Here is a 16,818-nt window from a genome sequence, read left to right as displayed (position 1 = left end):
AGACCGCATGCTGATGACCAAGCGCAAGCCTGCAACGGTCGGGCAAATTCTAACCGAAGAGTTCATGGATCCCTTTGGCCTGACTCAGGGAGCACTCGCTGAGGCCATGGGCGTGCAGCGCAAGCACGTCAACGAGCTTTGCAACGATCGCCGGAACGTGACCGCGGCAACGGCCCTCATTCTCGCGCGCGTCTTTGGGAATAGTCCCGATTTCTGGCTGAACGTTCAGCGCCGCACAGATCTTTGGGAAGCAATGAATTCGCCGAGGGAGCGCAAGCGGATCGAGCGTGCCAGGCCTCTCGCGGAGAAGGCTGCCTAGCCGCTTACCGCGTTTACGGAAGCTATTTTCCCGATCATCGCCTCGATCTCCGTCTTCACGAGATCCGGCACCGCGTTCTGCACCATGTGGCCAAGATCAGGCAGCACGATCAGCTTCGCATTCTGGACAGTCGCGGCGAACGGGCGCGCGTGGATGTTGGTCTTCACCGTCTTGTCGGTTTCGCCGGCGATGATCGTGACGGGCGCCGATATCTCGCCGTAGCGGGCGACTTGCGCGGCGACCGCTTCCTTCAGCGTCACCAGATCATAGGCATTGGCGATGAACTCGCGCGGGCGCAGCAGCAGTGGCGTCGCGGAGTCATGCACGAAACCATCCGGCATCGTCTGTGGCAGGAAGACGCTGCGCGCGCCGGCCTCGGCAACGAAATACCCTAGCGGCAGCGTGACGGTGTAGGCGAGCAGCGGGCCGATCACGGGCGTTGCGATGATCTCGTTGTAGCGCCCGACGCCGCCGCGCCAGGGATGGGTGACGGGCGCGAGCATCACGAGGCCCGCAACGCGGGCGGGATGATCGAGCGCCAACCGCGCGCCGAGCGCGCCGCTCCAGGAATGCACCACGAAGACCGCGCGATCGATCCCGAGCTTGCCGAGCGCCTCATCGATCATCCGCGCCTGGACTTCCGGCGTCGAATCCTGCCGCCGCGCGCGGGTGCTCCAGCCATGGCCGGGACGGTCGATCAGGATGACGCGATGGTTCTGGGCGAGGAGATCGCCCAGCGGCCGCCGCATCACTTCCAGGTTGGAGCTCGCGCCGTGCAACATCACGATCGGCAGGCCCGAATCGCGCGGGCCGATATCGACGGCGTGAAGCACAGCACCATCGACCTCGATCATCCGGCCTTGCGGTGGGAAGGCGCGTTGCAGGACGAGGACGCCGGCCTGCGTAACCAGCGCCAGCAGAACCAGCGCGGTCACGACTGACATCACGATCATGGAGAGAATCCGGGCGATCGAGGGCACAGGGCAGTTACGGGGCTTGGGGGCGGCAGTTTCGCCCAGGGAGACCCGGCGCTCCACTGGAAATGCCGGGGCTGTGGATATGTGCATAATTCCAGCGGGAAAAACGCAACGAAATCAATGCTACTCCCCGCAGCGCGCAAGCTTCGAAACAGCTTCATGCACTCGTCATCGCGGCTTCCATATAATCGCCACGGTCGGTTCCGCCATTTGGACGCGGGTGGGCGCCGATCCTGCTCGCAACCCGAGGGGATGCGGGAAAGACCGGCAGGATTTGTCCTGATTTGAACCGGAGAATTTCGATGAGCTTGAGATCCAAAGACACTCCGATCGACGAGATCGTGGCAAGCTGCAACGGCGACCTGCGCGGTGCCGTGCGCGCGCTGCTGCTGATCAACGAGCACCTCGAGACGGAGCTTGCAAAGGCCTACGCCGCAGCGGTCGATCACGGCCTCGCCGAGCGCGAAGGCAGCGTTTTGCACTAGGTCGCTGTCGACCTAGTTCGTGCTGTCCTCGTCCTTTTGCTCGTCTGATGTGAGCGCGGGACAAGCGCGGATCGTCGAACGGGCAAGCTTGGCATCGGCCTTGGACTTGTAGGGGCCGTCACCGAACCAGACGTCGCCGATGATCACGGGATTACTGGTGACGATGCTGCATTTTCCGGTGGCGTTGTTGCCGACCACCCAGAACAGCCCGTCGGCGAGGCTCATCGTCCCCGACGCCAGCAGCAATATACCTGCAAAGATCAAACGCTTCATGGCTGTGCTCCCGCCGTGAAGGTAGGCCTGCGGCGGTGTCACCCATACCCCTCGTAACGCGGCGCGTGTCATCGTGGTTAATCCGCCTGCGCCGAATTCGCTCGAGCAATGATCGACTTGTCCGCTAAATATCGCGGCCTTCGACCTTCTCGGTTAGCGCCTTGACCTGATCGGGGATCTTCTCGAGATGCGGATTGACGGCGAGCGCCTTGCGGTAGGCCTCGAGCGCGCGCTTCTCGTCGCCGACCTCCTGCATGATCATGCCGAGGCCTGCGAGCGCGCCGAAATGGCGGGGCTCGCGGATCAGCACCTCGCGGATGTCGGCGAGCGAGCGGCCATAATCGTTCTGCATGTAATAGAGCGTCGCGCGCCGATTCCAGGCCTCGATGTAATCGGGCCTGAGCTTGACGACCGAATCCAGCAGCTTGATCGCGACCTCGATCTTCTTTGCGTCGACCGCGGTCTTGGCCCGCGCCATCAGCAGCGCCGCGGTGTCGCTCGGGGTCTGGATCCAGATCGCCCAGATCCGCGCCTCGACATGCTTGGCGCTGACTTCGTCGGGCGCAGCTTTCAGCGCGCCGAACAGGAAATCGAGATTCTTGGTGCGGTCGACCTTGGGCAACTTGGCCGGCGCTTCCGGAAGCTTCTTCTGCTTGCCGGGCGGAGGCGGCGGATCAATCTGCTGCGCCAGCGCCGGAGCGAGGCCGGCGGCTCCCAGCACAAGAGCCAGACAAAGGGTGCGCGCGAAGAGGAATCTCACTGCCATGATTGAAGTGTAAACGCGCAAAGCCGCCCTTGCATAGCAGGGGCGGCGTCAAACTCGTGTGAGGCCGTGGTCTTGCGGGCGCCGCTCGGGCGTCCGGCAGGGCAATATCAGCCGCCCAGATCAGCCTTGGCGAGCCTTGAAGCGGCGCTGCACCTTGTTGATCACATAGACCCGGCCCTTGCGGCGGACCAGGCGGTTGGCGCGATGGCGACCGCGCAGTGATTTCAGCGAGTTACGGACCTTCATGGCAGAATCCTGAACGTTCGAAAGGCCGTGTTCGGCACTACCGTTTCGGCACGCGCGAATGTGGCAAAATGAGATCTTTCCCGCTGGCGGACGACCGCCCGGGACGGGGCGGTTTCTAAGGCATCGCGGGACTGGATGTCAATGTTAACTGCCATGTTCCGAACCAGCAAATTCTGGAAAACAACCCCATGCAAAGTAAAAACGGCCGGATCGGCCTCAATCTAGTCGCTTGCCGGCCTCGCTTTTCACGACGCCTTGCCAATTTCGTTATATCATATAATCAATTCGGCCACCCGTCGGGAGGAAACCAATGCCGAAGCTGAAGCTGCCGAACATCGACGACGTCGTCGCCATCGACATCCACACCCATGCCGAGGAGCCCTGCGGCACCCATCCCGACGACGGCTATGACGACTTCCAGGCCCAGATGGCGGATTACTTCAAGTCGCCGCACAAGCATCCGCCGACCGTGCCGGAGACCGCGGCGTATTACCGCTCGAAGAACATCGCGGCCGTAATCTTCCCGGTCGACGCCGAGCGCGAGACCGGCTTCCGCCGCTACAAGAATGAGGAGATGCTGGAGATCGCCTCCGACCATCTCGACGTCCTGATCCCCTTCGTCTCGATTGATCCGCACAAGGGCAAGCTCGGCGTCCGCGAGGCGCGCAAGCTGATCGAGGAATACGGGGTGCGCGGCTTCAAATTCCATCCGACCATGCAGGGCTTCTACGCCAACGACCGCATGGCCTATCCGCTCTACGAAGAGATCAACAATGGCGGCGCGATCGCGCTGTTCCACACCGGCCAGACCGGCGTCGGATCGGGCATGCCCGGCGGTATGGGCATGCGGCTGAAATTTTCCAACCCGATGTACATGGACGACGTCGCGGCTGACTTCCCGGACCTCAAGATCATCCTCGCCCACCCATCCTTCCCCTGGCAGGAAGAGGCGCTGTCGGTCGCGACCCACAAGCCGAACGTCTATATCGACCTGTCCGGCTGGTCGCCGAAATATTTCCCGCCGATCCTGGTCCGCTACATCAACTCGATCCTGCAGGACAAGATGCTGTTCGGCTCGGACTGGCCGGTGATCACGCCGGACCGCTGGCTGTCGGACTTCGCCAAGATCGACATCCGCGACGACATCCGGCCGAAGGTGTTGAAGGCCAACGCGCGCAAGCTGCTAGGGATCTAGGCGCGTATTCGTCAGCGCATTGAGGGCTTCGGCGCTGCTATCGAAGCCCTCACGCTCAGGCCCTCAAGGCCTCAGACGGCGGATGGCGGCCTTGGCGCGGTGAATCCGATGGCCGCGTTGCGTGCGATCAGTTCACGCGACGAGATCCCCGAAGCATATGCTCATCTCCGGACCGGCTCACACTTCGGCAAGATCGTTGTAAAGCTTTAGAAGCCGAGGCCCCAATTCGCGTTTCCCCCTTGGATCGATACAGCTGCGCCGAGTATAGTCCATGCGCCCGCAGCGATCCGGAGGACCGGTCAATTGAGCCTGAAAGCCGTTATCTTCGACGCCTACGGAACGCTTTACGACATCCAGTCGGTCGCGGAGACAACCGAGGATGCGTTTCCGGGCTACGGCGAGATCATCACGCAGATCTGGCGCATCAAGCAGCTCGAATACACCTGGTTGCGCTCGCTGATGCGGCGCTACCAGGATTTTAACGCCGCCACGCGCGACTCGCTTGCCTATACGCTGCGCGTGCTCGGGCTCGCCTATGACAGCGATGCGTTCGAGCGGGTGATCGAGAAATACCTGCATCTCGATCTCTATCCGGATGCGGCAGCCACGCTCGCGGCGTTGAAACCGCGAAAACTAGCGATCCTCTCCAATGGCAGTCCGAACATGCTGGGTGCGCTCGTACGCAATTCCGGGCTCGACGCTCTGCTTGATGCCACGATCAGCGTCGATGCGAAGAAGATCTTCAAGCCGAGCCCGGAAGCTTACATGCTGATCGGCGAGGCACTCGGCACCGCACCTGACGAGGTGCTGTTCGTCTCCTCCAACCCCTGGGACGTCGCGGGCGCGAAGGCGTTCGGGCTGAATGTCGCCTGGATCGAACGGGTGACACCCGAGGCGATGGCGCTGGCTTGCGTCGAGAATGAACTCGTGGCACCGCTGACAATGTTCAAGGCGATCCGCACCCAGATGGATGAGCTCGGCTTCGCGCCGGACCACCGCGTCCGTTCGCTCTCCGAGCTGCCAAGGATCGCCGAAGGATCGCCCAAGGATCGCCGCCCGCCCGTGAGACCTGAATGAGCCTTCAATCCGTTCGCGATTTCTTCGCTGAAAAAGCCCCCGACATCACCGTCATCGAATCCCCGATCAGCTCCGCGACTGTGCCGCTGGCCGCCGAGGCCTATGGCGTCGAGCCTGGAATGATCGCCAAGACGCTGTCGTTGCGGATCGGCGAGCGCGTGCTCCTGATCGTCGCGGCCGGCACCTCACGCATGGACAACAAGAAGGTGAAGGCGGCGTTCGGCGGCAAGCCGAAGATGCTCGGTCTGGAAGAGGTCGCCGAGATCACCGGGCACGAGGTCGGCGGCGTCTGTCCGTTCGGGCTGAAGTCGCCGCTGCCGATTTACTGCGATGTGTCCTTAAAGGCGTTCGACATGGTGGTGCCGGCCGCAGGCTCGACCCATAGCGCGGTGCGCATCACGCCGGACCGCATGGCCGAGCTGACGGCGGCCGAATGGGTCGATGTCTGCGAGGTCAGGCCGTAAGGCAGCTGCGGGATGCCTGATGCATTTGCCAGTCAAGGAGGCTAATGTATGAACCATGCCCGACGATAAGGTAAAACGACGGCTGACCACCGTGCTGTGCGCTGATGTGCACGGCTATTCTCGCCTCATGGAAGCCGACGAGGCGGGAACGCTGGAGACACTCCGCCGCTACCGCACGGCCATTGCGGGATTGGTGGAGCGCCATGACGGGCGGATCGTGAATACCTGGGGTGATGCTGTCATCGCCGAATTCGCCAGCGTCGTCGAGGCCGTGCAATGTGCGGTTGAGATTCAGCAGGAAATTTCCAACCAGGATTCGGACCCACCTCCCCCGATGCGTTTTCGCATCGGCATCAATCTCGGCGATGTGATGGTGGATGGTTCCGATCTTTATGGAGACGGGGTCAATATCGCGGCGCGTCTGCAAGAGCTTGCCGAACCCGGGGGCATCGTGATCTCCAGCTCCACCTATGATCAGGTGCACAACAAATTGTCTGTTGGCTTCGACTGCCTCGGCCAGCGTCCAATGAAAAACATTGCTCCCGTGACCAGTTATCGTGTGACCATGAGCGGCCAAACCGCTCAAGCACGAAGCTTTCCGCCTGGCGAACGCCTGACTTCTCGGGGCGCAATTGCTGGCTCGCAAACTGACGCCGTACACCGCGACCGATACGAGTCATCCACGTGGATGGGCTTCGTTTCAGATGGACTAGCGAAGCTTCCCCGCCCGGTTGCAGCGGCCCTCACGGTGTCAGCCTTTCTGATTCTGATCAATATTTTCACCGGCATGCACAAGATCTGGTTCCATTGGCCGGTCGCGGCTTTGCTCTTCGGCGCCATCCTGCGGACGGCGCTCCGACATCGACCTGAGTCGGACAGCAAGGGGGAGCGCTGAACGAGGCACCGGCAGCATCTTTGCGCCTACCGCCAACCGCGCTCCGATCGTGCGCTAATCATTGTCATCGTCGTAAGGCCGCGGCTGCGCTTGCGGAGGTGGTGGCGGCGCATTGTTATAGCGCGGCGGCGCTGCAGCTCGATTGTTCGGGACCTGCTGCTGCGGCTGCATCTGGTTGTTGGACTGGAACACCGCACGGCAGCCGCTGGAAAGCTGTGGTGTGTTCTGCCGCAAGCAGGCCGTGATGCGGCTCACGTCCGGGATCTGGTCGCTGCACAGCCGCCACACATCCGGCGTACAGGCCATCTGCTGTTCCATGGTTCCGCGATATTCTTCGGCGGACGCGGCACTGTGTGCGACGATGCCGCCGATCGCGAGCGCTACACCCAGCACAATCCGCTCTGTCCGCATGTCCCGATCCTTCTTGGGTTTCTTGAATTGTCTTCAATCAATGAGACGCGGGGAGGTTCTGGACCAACAAAAAAACGTGAAAGCGCGATTGGAACTTACTCCACTTTGCCGATCTTCTTCACCGCCGCGATCAGCCGCATGCTGTCGGTGGCGACGAACTCGGCAAACGCCGGCGCGTCCTGATAGGCGACAAGACTGCCCGAGACCTCGAACGACTTGAGCACGTCGGGGCTCGTCATCACCTGCGCCATCGCTTCGCGCAGGCGGCTCGCGACCGGCGCAGGAAGAGCATTCTGTGCAAAGAGCCCGGCCCAGATGTACATCTCGACGTCCTTGTAGCCGAGCTCCTGGAAGGTCGGAACGTCGGGGAAGCTCGCGATGCGCTGCGCGCCGCAATTGCCGAGCACGCGCAGCTTGCCATCGTCAACCTGCGGCTTCAGCGTGCCGGGCGCGGCCGCAATCGCCTGCACGGTGCCGCTGAGCAGCGCGGTCAGCGCGGGACCTGCGCCGCGGAACGGCACATGCAGCAGCTTGATGCCGGCGCTGTTTGCGAACATCTCCATCGCCACGTGCAGCGTGCCATAGGGCCCGGACGAGCCGTAGGTGATCTGGCCCGGGCGCTTCCTGGCGTCCTCGACGAAATCCTGCGCCGTCTTCCAGGGTGCCGAGGCCGGCACTGCCAGCAGCGTGGGATCGGCCAGCACCCGCGCGATCGGCATGAACTGCGAGACCTCGTAGGCGACGGGACGGTCGAACAGCCGGTCGGCCTCAGGGAGCACCGCGAGCGAGGACAGCGTCATCAGCAGCGTGTAGCCGTCGGGCTCAGCGCGCGCGGCCGCGGCATTGCCGACCGATCCGCCGCCACCGCCGGCGCGGTTGTCGACGATGACCGCCTTGCCGAGGATTCGCTCCAGCGCCTGTGCGACAGGGCGCGCCGCGAGATCCGCCTGGCCTCCGGCCGGAAACGGCACGATCATGGTGACGTTGCGAGCGGGATAGGCTTGCGCGAAAGCCGGGCCCGACAACGCAGGCAACAACGGCAATGCGGCAGCGGCGCGCAGGACATCGCGTCGATCCATGGCAGATTTCCCCCCTGTTTTTCTTGTTTCGCTGCCAGCCTAGCGTGACCGCCCGCAAGAACAAGCCGTGCGGCGGGATTTACGAAGCATTATCCATGTTTCGCCCGGTCAGGAACGCCCCCCTGGACCCACCGTTGCCTCCCAGGGAGTCGAGCGATGAACAGACTTCGAACCATCGACGTGGCGTTGGACGAGATGCTGGTGAATCTCGCCGCTATCGTGTTGCGGCTTTCAAAGCCCGAAATGACGCGAACGCCGGCGGCACGGCGCGCATTGGCGCAATCGGTGCATCAATACGCGGTCTGCGCGAATCGCTCGAGCGATCCGCATGTTCATGAATTGAAGTCGCGGCTGGAACAAACGTTGAAGCCGAGCTTGCGAATTATCGCGAAGGATGGCGTGAAGGTGTCGTAGTCAAACTCCGTCGTTGAAGCCGCTCGCTCTACGACGACTTTGCTACGACGGCTTTGTCTTTCCGCGCACCCGCCGCTTGCACGTACCCGGCAGCTTCGCCGCGAGAAAATCGCCGAGCGCTTCGACACGTGCGGGGCGCGGGCCGCCGGGTGGTGTCACCAGATGCACGGCGCCTTCGGCCTGCTTCCAGTCTTTCAGGATGACTTCGACCTCGCCGGAGGCGATGGCCTCGCCGACGATGAACTCTGGCAGCTCGGCGATGCCGAGACCCGCGATCAGCGCCGGCATCACGGCTTCGCCATTGTTGACGCGAAGCTGTCCGCCCGGACGTACACTGGCCTGTTCGCCGGCCGAATTGGTGTAGTGCCAGACATTCGGCGTCGAGAGGTAGGCGTAGCTGAAGCACTTGTGCTCGGCGAGATGCATGGGATGCGTCGGCCGTCCCTGGCGTTTGAGATAGGCCGGCGCCGCCACCGTGAAGCGCGGCATGGTGAACAGCCGTCGCGCGATCAGCGAGGAATCCGGCAACCGCGCGATCCGCACTGCCATGTCGAAACCTTCGCCGATCAAATCGACGGTCGCATCACTCAGATGCAGATCGACGGAGACTTCCGGATAGGCTTCGAAGAACTCCGGTAGCAACGGCGCCACCGCCTTGATCCCGAACGTCATGGGCACGGCGAGCCGCACCAGCCCGCGAGGCGCTACCGATTGCGCCAGCGCCTCGTTCTCCGCCGCCTCACCGTCGGACAAAAGGCGCGTCGCACGCTCGGCGAGCTTATGCCCGGCATCGGTCAACGCGAGCCGGCGTGAGGTGCGGTTGAATAGCCGGGCGCCGAGCCGCTCTTCGAGGCGCGTGACCGCCTTGGACACCGTCGCCTTGGACATCGCGAGCTCGCCCGCGGCACCCGCAAACGACCGTAATTCCACGACTTTTGCGAAAATCGCGAGCGCCTCGAAATCGGGGAGTTTTGCCATGGAACCGGTCCGATTGGGTTATTAATGGAAACAATGTGTTTCAACAGTTTCTATTTCTATACCACAAGCGGAGGCTTATCCAAGGGTCATCAGAAATTCAGGAATGGAGAAATCCAATGACCAAGAAGCTCTCAGGCAAGATTGCGCTCGTCACCGGTGGCTCGCGCGGTATCGGCGCGGCCTCTGCTCGCGCACTCGCCGATGAAGGTGCGGACGTCGCCATCAGCTATGTCGCGTCACCCGAAAAGGCCGAAGCGGTCGTCACTGAACTGAAGGCAAAGGGCGTCAGGGCCCGCGCCTTCAGGGCGGACCAGGCCTCGGCCAAGGACGTGACGCAGCTCGTCAACGACGTGGCGAAGGAGTTTGGCCATCTCGACATTCTCGTCAACAATGCTGGCGTTGCGAGCGGCGGTGCGATCGACGATGCGAATGCCGACACCGAGGCGCTGGCCCGCCAGGATGCGATCAACGTGCATGGCGTGATCGCGGCGATCCGCGCCGCCTCGCAGTTGATGGGTGAAGGCGGCCGCATCGTCACTGTTGGTTCGATGCTTGCCGACCGCGCCTCGTTCCCGGGCCTTGCCGACTACGTAGCCACCAAGGCGGCCGTCGTCGGCTACACCAAGGGCGCGGCGCGCGACCTCGGCCCGCGCGGCATCACCGTGAATGTGGTGCAGCCCGGCTCGATCGACACCGATATGAATCCGAAGGACGGCGGCGAGTTCGCCGAGACCCAGCGCAAGCAGCACGCGCTGCAGCGCTTCGGCCGCCCCGAGGAGGTGGCGGCCGGCGTCGTCTTCCTCGCAAGCCCGGAAGCCTCCTTCGTCACCGGCACCGTCCTCAACGTCGACGGCGGTTTCGGCGCCTAGGCGCCCCAATATCCCAATATAAGGAACTACGCAGATGATCGAACTCAGACCCTTCGCAAACCTCGGCGGCGCCGATCACGGCTGGCTCAACGCCAAGCACCATTTCTCCTTCGCGAGTCACTACGACCCCAACAACATGGGTCACGGCGCCTTGCGGGTGTGGAACGACGACGAGATCGCGCCGAACACGGGCTTTCCCGCCCATCCCCACGCCAACATGGAAATCATCACCTATGTGCGCGAGGGCGCGATCACCCATCAGGACAGCCTCGGCAACGAGGGCCGCACTGAAGCGGGCGACGTGCAGGTGATGAGCGCCGGCAGCGGCATCCGACACTCCGAGTACAACCTCGAGCCGACCAAGACACGGATCTTCCAGATCTGGATCGAGCCGACCGCGCGCGGCGGACAACCGACCTGGGGCTCGAAGCCGTTTCCGAAAGGAGACCGCTCGGGCAAGCTCGTCACCATCGCGAGCGGCTTCGAGGGTGACACGGACGCGCTGCCGATCCGCGCCGATGCGCGGGTGCTCGCCACCACGCTGAAAGCCGGCGAGAGCGCGGAATACCAACCGCAAAAGTCGCGGCACCTCTATCTTGTGCCCGCGGCGGGTTCAATCGAGGTCAACGGCGTCCGCGTCAATGCTCGCGACGGCGCCGCGATCCGCGACGAGGACAGATTGAAGATCACGGCTCTGGAAGACACCGAGTTCGTGCTCGTCGACGCGGCGTAAGCGCCACTCACACGGAACACCTCAAATCACCCTTCAACGGAGACCATCATGACCAAAGTTCTCGTCCTCTATTACTCCGCCTATGGCCACATCGAAGCAATGGCCAACGCGGTTGCCGAAGGCGCGCGCGAAGCCGGCGTCACTGTCGACATCAAGCGCGTGCCGGAACTCGTGCCGGCCGAGGTCGCCAAAGCGTCCTATTACAAGGTCGATCAGGCTGCACCCGTCGCCAAAATCGATGACCTCGCCAACTACGACGCGATCATCGTCGGCACCGGCACCCGCTTCGGTCGCATGGCCTCGCAGATGGCGAACTTCCTCGACCAGGCCGGCGGGCTCTGGGCCAAGGGCGCGTTGCACGGCAAGGTCGGCGGCGCCTTCACGTCGAGCGCGACCCAGCACGGCGGTCAGGAGACGACGCTGTTCTCGATCATCACCAACCTCCTCCATTTCGGCATGGTCGTGGTCGGCATGAACTACGGCTTCGCCGGCCAGATGAAGCTCGACGAGGTCACCGGCGGCGCGCCCTACGGCGCCACCACGATCACCGGCGGCGACGGCAGCCGCCAGCCCAGCGCCAACGAACTCGCCGGCGCACGCTATCAGGGACGCCAGATCGCGGAGACCGCCAGGAAGCTACACGGTTAGGCTTCACGGCTGATGCGAGGGGCGGCGTCAGCGCCTCCCCTTGCCCATGGCCCGCGCCGCGAGGACGGCGAGCCTGGGGTGACGGCGCAGGCCCTGCGCGGCATGATCGCGCAACGCGAAGGGCATGCCGCGCCAGGACAGCGCGACGCTGACATCGGTCAGCGGCACCGGCTCGGCGCCAAAGCGGCGCTTGTAGTCCTGGTTGCCGATGCTGAGGTCGAAACGGCGCACGCCTTCTGCATGCAGCCCCGCCATGGTGCGCTCGATCACCAGCAGCCCCGGCGAGCAGCTCGACCATGAATTGCCGGCGTGGCTGATGCGCAGGAGAAAATAGGTCGCACCGAACCTGACGCCGAGCGTGGTGGCGACGATGGCCTCGTCGCACACCAGCGCCGAGATGACGGCGTAACCGTCCGCGACACCCTGGCGGGCGACTTCGCGATAGAACTGCGCATGGGTTTCGTCGTTGAGGACGAAGCGCGAGCCGAGCTTTTGCATGCGCGCCTGCTGCTGGACATCCATCACGTCCAGCAGCTCCCGCGCGCGCGTGACATCGGTGGCGATCTCGAATCGCGCGCCGGCATGACGGCTGAAGACGCGCCAGCAGCGCGGCATCTGCATGCGCTTGATCGAAGCCTGGTAGTCTTCATAATCGTCGCCGGTCAGCACGAGGTTGCCGTTGAGCGAGCAGGACCCGATCCGGCCGAGCGACGCCAGCGGATTCGGGTTGCCGCCGACATGGGCTGGCATCTTCTTCAGGCGCAGCAGATCGAATCGATCGGGCAATGCGCGCAATGCGTCGATCAGCGCCTTGCCGATCGCATCCGTTGCCGCCGCGTCCAACGCGGCATCGAGCGCCAGGATCGGCGCGTTGTTGTCGGAGACGCCGAAATCCGCGAATTCGACGATGCGGATGCCGCGCCTGAGGTGGCTGATCATCGGCACCACCGCAATGTCCCTGCCGGTCGCGGCATCGGAGATCAATGCAATCAGCGGTGCGAGGTCGTGGAACGCTTTGTACCAGGCGCCGAGCCAATAACCATGCTGAAACGCAGTGCGATGACCAGCGTTCAGGCGCGATGCGGCGTGCCGCCAATCACGCACGAAATCGACCGCGATTCCCGACGTGCTGGACACAAGACCATTTGGTTGCTCGACGCTGAGGAACGTCATCCGCGGTGCTTACGATTACTGAATGTTTCCAGATAGATTGTGTTTTGTCGCAGACCACAAGCGACGTCACTGCTTATCGTTAAGCCAATGCCACTGCCGCACCGGTTGCGACAAGCTGTCAGGCTTCAGGTTCCATTGGCGTCACACATTGGAACCTGGCCAGGAAGTGCAGGCCGGCCGCAGCAACAGCGAACATGAACCAGATCGGATTCTGCCGTTCGAGCAGGAAGGTCTCGGTCGCTCCGTAGTACAGGCCGAACAGCCACACGGTCAGGAACAGCTTTGCCAGCGCGCGACTGCGATTGTGTGTCCGGGCCGACTGGAAATTGCCGAGCGGCGCGAGCACGAAGACGAGGATCACGAGCACAAGACCCGGCAGGCCGATGGTGACCGCGAGGTCGAGATAGCTGTTGTGACTGTGCGCCGCGGTCGTCGCCCATTCGGCGCCCTGGGCAGTCTGCCGTGCGGTGACGTCGTCCCAGAAGGCCGCATAGCCGTGGCCGGTGATCGGCTTTTCGGCGACGGCTGCGAGCGCGAACTCCCAGATGGCGGAGCGGCCGGTGAAGGTGGGGTCGAGCGGAAGCAGCCGCGTCATCGCCCCGAGCGCCGGGCTCAAGACACTGCCGACCGTCAGCAAATTCATCACGATAAGCGGCACGAAACAGATGATCCGCTTCAGCCACAAGCTCGGCGTGACGCAGACCAGCGACGCGAGCGCGTAGATCGCTAGGCATAGCACCGAGGACGTCTTGCCGCCGGTGAAGATCAGGAAGAGTCCGGCCAGCGCGGCGATCGCCGGGCCCATCACGAACGATCCGACGGCGGACAGGTAAATGCCGACATAAACCAGGATGGTCATCACCGGCGAGGCGATGTTCTTGTGGCCAAAGCTGCCGCGCCAGTCGCCGGCCAGCTGCGGCTCCGTGACGTCGAGTGCGGTGTGGATCGAATATTGCGGCGCGAGGAAGACGCCGAGATAGCAGAGTGCGAGCAGGACGAGCGCGGCGCCACCAAGACACAGGTTGAAGCTGCGCTGCGTCGGCGGCAGCAACGGCAACAGCACGGCAAGCGACATCACGCTGGCCGCAAGCACGAAGCGCTGAATCGAAACGCCGCGGCTCTCGGAAAAGACGATGTTGATCAACAGCCAGCCGACCAGGCAGAGATGCAGCGGTGTCACCAAGGTCTTCAGCGCGGGCGCATCCGTTGCGGCGACGAACAGCACCGCGACCGCAGCCAACAGGCCCCAGGAGACATAGGTGAGCGCCATCCGTCCGCCGACGACGGTGATGACATCCTCGCTGCGCAGATCCGGAAACGGATCGAACGTTACCAGCACAAGGAGCAGCGCCGCGACTGCGACGAGGCAACGCCCCGCCCGCACGGCGTTGACCCCCGCAAGCCCATCGCGCAGGACGTAGCCGAACGATCGGGCCTCGACGTCAGTCATGTCAGCGACGCTGCGATCCATGGCTCAAGGCTGCTCGGGAAACTGGGGAAGCTCCAAGTCTTAGCCGATCCCTGTTAAGCATCCGTCAACCAGTACACCGGAACTCTGCGGCACAGCCTGCTGCCGCACGATGCTCCGCGCGATCTCGTAATATTGCAGCGCGCGCTGTTCCAACGTGAGATTGTCGAGCACGAAGCCGCGCGGATCGAACGTATCAGCGGCGCACCCGGCCCAGAAATCGTCCCAACCCGCCTCGAACCCCGCGGCGTCGACGAACTTGGCGCCGCAACGATCGTCCCAATACGGCACCGACGACACAGGCGCGAACTGGACACGATGCGGATAATAATCGGCGTCCCGCCAGGGGCCACCGGGATCCCAGGCGAGCACCGGCACGCCGCAGGACAACGCCTGCTGATAGGCAATGCCCTGGCTCTCGTTCTGGCACAGGAAGATCATCGCACGCGAGCGCGTGAGCGCGGCCTGATAGTCCTCCTCCTTGTAACTGCCGTAACGCAGTTCCGTGAACGAGCGGCCCTCTCTGGTGAGCCGGGCGCGAACCGGCTCAATCAGCTCCGGAGCATAGCGCTCGCGGTCCCAGTGGACCTTGTCGTAGATCAGGACGTCGACGGTCTTTTGCGACGTCAGCGACGGCGCCCAGAGATCCGTGTCGATGCCGACCGGCCAGGCCTCCGTTTCGGGCCAATGCGGCCGGTACATGTCGGCGTACCACGGGCCGGGCACCACCACCTTCTTGACCGGCAGGCGCTTGAACAGGTCGGGATCGTCGAGCGGATGATTATGGGCGGCGACGCCGAGCAGGATCGGATTCTTCCACGCAAACTTGTCGAGCAGGAAGGTGCGACCGATGATGCAGGCGAGTTCGTCCGGATGCTGCGCGATGTAGCCATAATCGTTGACGCGATAGCGGATGCCGAGCCGATCGAGCCCCGCACGGAGATTGAGGAACACGCGGAGCTGCCCGCTCATACGCGGCTCGCCGAGCAGCATGCGGCGCGCCATGCGCCGCAGATGCCGGTCGCCGGAAAACCAGCGATCGTCCTTGTCCTCGTAGAAGAGATTGAGAACCATGTCGTCGGGATCGTAGTCGAATGTCTTTGCGGGCACTGGGTCCATCCGCGGGAAGTTCGGTGCGCATTCTCGCATGGGACCGGCTGTCGCACTCTTCCAAATTTGCCACAGGCTTAATGCCGCCGGCTTAACGCTATTCTACAAAACCAGCGCCGCGCCGGCCTTCGCGGCAACGATTTCACCGGAATGCGAGTATCATTTGCGGCGCCCAAGGTTGCGATCAATCGCATTGCCAATGCGCAGACGCACCCTGGTTAACAGACCCTTAAAGGCGAGCCGTAACTTGATTACCGCCGAAGAAATTCTCGAACTACCGGCCACATCACGCGTCGCTCCGGCGGCGCGCTTGCCGCTGCAGATCAGCTCCACTACATCGGTGTCCGTCGTCATTCCGGCCAAGAACGTCGCGGCCTATGTCGGCGAAACCCTCGCCAGCGCACTGGCGCAAGCCGAAATCACCGAAGTGATCGTCGTGGACGACGGTTCGACCGACGACACCACGGCCATCGTCCGTGCCATCCGTGACCCGCGGCTGCGCCTGTTGACCAACGACGCCGCCGGCGTATCGGCGGCGCGCAATCTCGGCGCACGGCATGCGAGCGGCCAATGGCTGCTCTTCCTCGATGCCGACGATCGCCTGCGGCCCGGCGCGGTCGCCGCGCTGCTGGCGACCGCGCGTGGTGCTCCGCGCGCCGTTCTCGTTTACGGCGACTACAACACGATCGACAGCGACGGACGGCAGATCGGTCGACGGGATCTGCTGAAAGGACGCCGCAAACCGTCCGGTGATGTGCTGGCGCGGCTCGCGGCCGGTAACTTCATCGTCAATGGCGGCATCGCGCTCGCGCGTGCGGAGGCGTTTCGCGCCATCGGCGGCTTCGACGTCTCACTCAGATATTGCGAGGACTGGCACTGCTGGTGCCGTCTTGCCGCGATCGGTGAATTCGAGTTTGCGCCAAACCTTCTGCTCGACTACCGCCTGCACACGGCCAACACGATGAACGCGGCGGTTCGGACGCCGCAGGATTTCTTCCCGGCCATCGCGCGGGTGTTCGACGACGGGCTGATCATGGCGCGACTGCCCCCGGGCATGACAGCCGGGCTGCGCCAGGCCGCCGAGGTTCATCTCGTCACATATTCGGCGATGCAAGCGGTCCGCTTCGGCAGATATCGCCAGGCCTTCGCCTATCTCGGGATGGTCGGCCGCCGCTCGCTCAAATCGTTGCCACGCGCCGCGGTCAGGGTCGCCCTCGCCTGCTTCGGCATCTAATCCC

At 63.4% G+C, this 16,818-nt stretch carries 21 protein-coding genes; 11 read left to right on the top strand and 10 right to left on the bottom strand.

All coding sequences use genetic code 11. The features are described from left to right. The first annotated feature begins 7 nt into the window (after positions 1-7). A complete protein-coding gene (locus tag ABIB00_RS33245) occupies positions 8-319 on the top strand; it encodes a HigA family addiction module antitoxin (RefSeq protein WP_354107269.1) in 312 nt (103 codons plus the stop codon). On the opposite strand, the gene ABIB00_RS33240 is transcribed toward ABIB00_RS33245, so the two are convergent. Then, entirely contained in the window at positions 316-1,272 is a 957-nt protein-coding gene (locus ABIB00_RS33240; protein ID WP_354107268.1) for an alpha/beta fold hydrolase, read from the bottom strand. The two genes, ABIB00_RS33245 and ABIB00_RS33240, sit on opposite strands and share 4 nt — an antisense overlap. 326 nt (positions 1,273-1,598) lie before the next feature. Here ABIB00_RS33240 and ABIB00_RS33235 point away from each other — a divergent pair, with 326 nt between their 5' ends. Beyond that, positions 1,599-1,781, top strand: coding sequence for a hypothetical protein (locus ABIB00_RS33235; RefSeq protein ID WP_247343677.1), 183 nt, complete (start codon positions 1,599-1,601; stop codon positions 1,779-1,781). 12 nt (positions 1,782-1,793) lie between these two features. Here ABIB00_RS33235 and ABIB00_RS33230 read toward each other — a convergent pair whose 3' ends face one another. The 3 genes from ABIB00_RS33230 to ykgO form a co-directional block, all read right to left on the bottom strand. Beyond that, positions 1,794-2,054, bottom strand: a complete 261-nt coding sequence (locus ABIB00_RS33230; protein ID WP_247446215.1) for a hypothetical protein — start codon at positions 2,052-2,054, stop codon at positions 1,794-1,796. A 124-nt stretch (positions 2,055-2,178) separates the two neighbouring features. Further along, positions 2,179-2,820, bottom strand: coding sequence for a tetratricopeptide repeat protein (locus ABIB00_RS33225; protein WP_354107267.1), 642 nt, complete (start codon positions 2,818-2,820; stop codon positions 2,179-2,181). Between the two features lie 120 nt (positions 2,821-2,940). Continuing rightward, positions 2,941-3,066 (bottom strand): type B 50S ribosomal protein L36, encoded by a 126-nt coding sequence (gene ykgO, locus ABIB00_RS33220; RefSeq protein ID WP_006611362.1) that lies wholly within the window; start codon positions 3,064-3,066, stop codon positions 2,941-2,943. 310 nt (positions 3,067-3,376) lie between these two features. Between ykgO and ABIB00_RS33215 the strand changes: the two genes are divergently transcribed. From ABIB00_RS33215 to ABIB00_RS33200, 4 genes are all read left to right on the top strand, one after another. Then, on the top strand, positions 3,377-4,261 hold the full coding sequence (locus ABIB00_RS33215) for an amidohydrolase family protein (RefSeq protein WP_247339808.1): 885 nt from the start codon (positions 3,377-3,379) through the stop codon (positions 4,259-4,261). A 303-nt stretch (positions 4,262-4,564) separates the two neighbouring features. Next, positions 4,565-5,338: a haloacid dehalogenase type II gene (locus ABIB00_RS33210; RefSeq protein WP_354107266.1), complete on the top strand. Its 774-nt coding sequence runs from the start codon at positions 4,565-4,567 to the stop codon at positions 5,336-5,338. Continuing rightward, entirely contained in the window at positions 5,335-5,802 is a 468-nt protein-coding gene (locus tag ABIB00_RS33205; RefSeq protein WP_247339806.1) for a YbaK/EbsC family protein, read from the top strand. The genes ABIB00_RS33210 and ABIB00_RS33205 overlap by 4 nt, the downstream gene beginning before the upstream one ends. Before the next feature lie 55 nt (positions 5,803-5,857). Next, positions 5,858-6,697, top strand: a complete 840-nt coding sequence (locus tag ABIB00_RS33200) for an adenylate/guanylate cyclase domain-containing protein (RefSeq protein ID WP_354107265.1) — start codon at positions 5,858-5,860, stop codon at positions 6,695-6,697. A gap of 54 nt (positions 6,698-6,751) precedes the next feature. Here ABIB00_RS33200 and ABIB00_RS33195 read toward each other — a convergent pair whose 3' ends face one another. Together ABIB00_RS33195 and ABIB00_RS33190 are read right to left on the bottom strand one after the other, a co-directional pair. After that, complete coding sequence (locus ABIB00_RS33195; protein ID WP_354107264.1) at positions 6,752-7,108, bottom strand: hypothetical protein; 357 nt, start codon at positions 7,106-7,108, stop codon at positions 6,752-6,754. Positions 7,109-7,203: 95 nt separating this feature from the next. Beyond that, positions 7,204-8,187: a tripartite tricarboxylate transporter substrate binding protein gene (locus ABIB00_RS33190; RefSeq protein WP_354107263.1), complete on the bottom strand. Its 984-nt coding sequence runs from the start codon at positions 8,185-8,187 to the stop codon at positions 7,204-7,206. A gap of 156 nt (positions 8,188-8,343) precedes the next feature. Between ABIB00_RS33190 and ABIB00_RS33185 the strand changes: the two genes are divergently transcribed. After that, positions 8,344-8,601: a hypothetical protein gene (locus ABIB00_RS33185; RefSeq protein ID WP_354107262.1), complete on the top strand. Its 258-nt coding sequence runs from the start codon at positions 8,344-8,346 to the stop codon at positions 8,599-8,601. Positions 8,602-8,643: 42 nt separating this feature from the next. Here the strand turns inward: ABIB00_RS33185 and ABIB00_RS33180 are convergent, their stop codons facing one another. After that, positions 8,644-9,579, bottom strand: a complete 936-nt coding sequence (locus tag ABIB00_RS33180) for a LysR family transcriptional regulator (protein WP_354107261.1) — start codon at positions 9,577-9,579, stop codon at positions 8,644-8,646. Positions 9,580-9,695: 116 nt separating this feature from the next. Between ABIB00_RS33180 and ABIB00_RS33175 the strand changes: the two genes are divergently transcribed. Genes ABIB00_RS33175 through wrbA form a run of 3 tightly spaced genes read left to right on the top strand, consistent with a single transcriptional unit; the run spans position 9,696 to position 11,829 of the window. Next, positions 9,696-10,448 (top strand): SDR family NAD(P)-dependent oxidoreductase, encoded by a 753-nt coding sequence (locus ABIB00_RS33175; RefSeq protein ID WP_247339799.1) that lies wholly within the window; start codon positions 9,696-9,698, stop codon positions 10,446-10,448. 34 nt (positions 10,449-10,482) lie between these two features. Further along, positions 10,483-11,181 carry a pirin family protein gene (locus tag ABIB00_RS33170; RefSeq protein ID WP_354107260.1) on the top strand — a complete coding sequence of 233 codons (699 nt, stop codon included), beginning with the start codon at positions 10,483-10,485 and terminating at the stop codon, positions 11,179-11,181. 48 nt (positions 11,182-11,229) lie between these two features. Further along, positions 11,230-11,829, top strand: a complete 600-nt coding sequence (gene wrbA, locus ABIB00_RS33165; RefSeq protein WP_354107259.1) for an NAD(P)H:quinone oxidoreductase — start codon at positions 11,230-11,232, stop codon at positions 11,827-11,829. Between the two features lie 27 nt (positions 11,830-11,856). Here wrbA and ABIB00_RS33160 read toward each other — a convergent pair whose 3' ends face one another. From ABIB00_RS33160 to ABIB00_RS33150, 3 genes are all read right to left on the bottom strand, one after another. Continuing rightward, positions 11,857-13,002 carry a GNAT family N-acetyltransferase gene (locus ABIB00_RS33160; RefSeq protein WP_354107258.1) on the bottom strand — a complete coding sequence of 382 codons (1,146 nt, stop codon included), beginning with the start codon at positions 13,000-13,002 and terminating at the stop codon, positions 11,857-11,859. Between the two features lie 118 nt (positions 13,003-13,120). Next, on the bottom strand, positions 13,121-14,473 hold the full coding sequence (locus ABIB00_RS33155; protein WP_354107257.1) for an O-antigen ligase family protein: 1,353 nt from the start codon (positions 14,471-14,473) through the stop codon (positions 13,121-13,123). A 39-nt stretch (positions 14,474-14,512) separates the two neighbouring features. Then, positions 14,513-15,580, bottom strand: a complete 1,068-nt coding sequence (locus ABIB00_RS33150; protein ID WP_354107256.1) for a glycosyltransferase — start codon at positions 15,578-15,580, stop codon at positions 14,513-14,515. 247 nt (positions 15,581-15,827) lie between these two features. On the opposite strand from ABIB00_RS33150, the gene ABIB00_RS33145 reads away from it, so the two are divergent. Continuing rightward, entirely contained in the window at positions 15,828-16,814 is a 987-nt protein-coding gene (locus ABIB00_RS33145) for a glycosyltransferase (RefSeq protein WP_354107255.1), read from the top strand. Positions 16,815-16,818 lie beyond the last annotated feature (4 nt).

The organism is Bradyrhizobium sp. LB14.3, from assembly GCF_040547985.1.
In the GTDB taxonomy this organism is placed as follows: Bacteria; Pseudomonadota; Alphaproteobacteria; order Rhizobiales; family Xanthobacteraceae; genus Bradyrhizobium.
The sequence above is the reverse complement of the archived record's forward strand: the minus strand, read 5'-3'. Positions and strand labels throughout refer to the sequence as shown.

What these genes read in the sequence shown, in the direction of transcription:
- ykgO (WP_006611362.1), bottom strand. Translation starts at nt 3,066, where the DNA reads ATGAAGGTCCGTAACTCGCTGAAATCACTGCGCGGTCGCCATCGCGCC.
- wrbA (WP_354107259.1), top strand. Translation starts at nt 11,230, where the DNA reads ATGACCAAAGTTCTCGTCCTCTATTACTCCGCCTATGGCCACATCGAA.
- ABIB00_RS33215 (WP_247339808.1), top strand. Translation starts at nt 3,377, where the DNA reads ATGCCGAAGCTGAAGCTGCCGAACATCGACGACGTCGTCGCCATCGAC.
- ABIB00_RS33245 (WP_354107269.1), top strand. Translation starts at nt 8, where the DNA reads ATGCTGATGACCAAGCGCAAGCCTGCAACGGTCGGGCAAATTCTAACC.
- ABIB00_RS33240 (WP_354107268.1), bottom strand. Translation starts at nt 1,272, where the DNA reads ATGATCGTGATGTCAGTCGTGACCGCGCTGGTTCTGCTGGCGCTGGTT.
- ABIB00_RS33225 (WP_354107267.1), bottom strand. Translation starts at nt 2,820, where the DNA reads ATGGCAGTGAGATTCCTCTTCGCGCGCACCCTTTGTCTGGCTCTTGTG.
- ABIB00_RS33190 (WP_354107263.1), bottom strand. Translation starts at nt 8,187, where the DNA reads ATGGATCGACGCGATGTCCTGCGCGCCGCTGCCGCATTGCCGTTGTTG.
- ABIB00_RS33200 (WP_354107265.1), top strand. Translation starts at nt 5,858, where the DNA reads ATGCCCGACGATAAGGTAAAACGACGGCTGACCACCGTGCTGTGCGCT.
- ABIB00_RS33195 (WP_354107264.1), bottom strand. Translation starts at nt 7,108, where the DNA reads ATGCGGACAGAGCGGATTGTGCTGGGTGTAGCGCTCGCGATCGGCGGC.
- ABIB00_RS33235 (WP_247343677.1), top strand. Translation starts at nt 1,599, where the DNA reads ATGAGCTTGAGATCCAAAGACACTCCGATCGACGAGATCGTGGCAAGC.
- ABIB00_RS33170 (WP_354107260.1), top strand. Translation starts at nt 10,483, where the DNA reads ATGATCGAACTCAGACCCTTCGCAAACCTCGGCGGCGCCGATCACGGC.
- ABIB00_RS33175 (WP_247339799.1), top strand. Translation starts at nt 9,696, where the DNA reads ATGACCAAGAAGCTCTCAGGCAAGATTGCGCTCGTCACCGGTGGCTCG.
- ABIB00_RS33230 (WP_247446215.1), bottom strand. Translation starts at nt 2,054, where the DNA reads ATGAAGCGTTTGATCTTTGCAGGTATATTGCTGCTGGCGTCGGGGACG.
- ABIB00_RS33180 (WP_354107261.1), bottom strand. Translation starts at nt 9,579, where the DNA reads ATGGCAAAACTCCCCGATTTCGAGGCGCTCGCGATTTTCGCAAAAGTC.
- ABIB00_RS33185 (WP_354107262.1), top strand. Translation starts at nt 8,344, where the DNA reads ATGAACAGACTTCGAACCATCGACGTGGCGTTGGACGAGATGCTGGTG.
- ABIB00_RS33160 (WP_354107258.1), bottom strand. Translation starts at nt 13,002, where the DNA reads ATGACGTTCCTCAGCGTCGAGCAACCAAATGGTCTTGTGTCCAGCACG.
- ABIB00_RS33205 (WP_247339806.1), top strand. Translation starts at nt 5,335, where the DNA reads ATGAGCCTTCAATCCGTTCGCGATTTCTTCGCTGAAAAAGCCCCCGAC.
- ABIB00_RS33155 (WP_354107257.1), bottom strand. Translation starts at nt 14,473, where the DNA reads ATGGATCGCAGCGTCGCTGACATGACTGACGTCGAGGCCCGATCGTTC.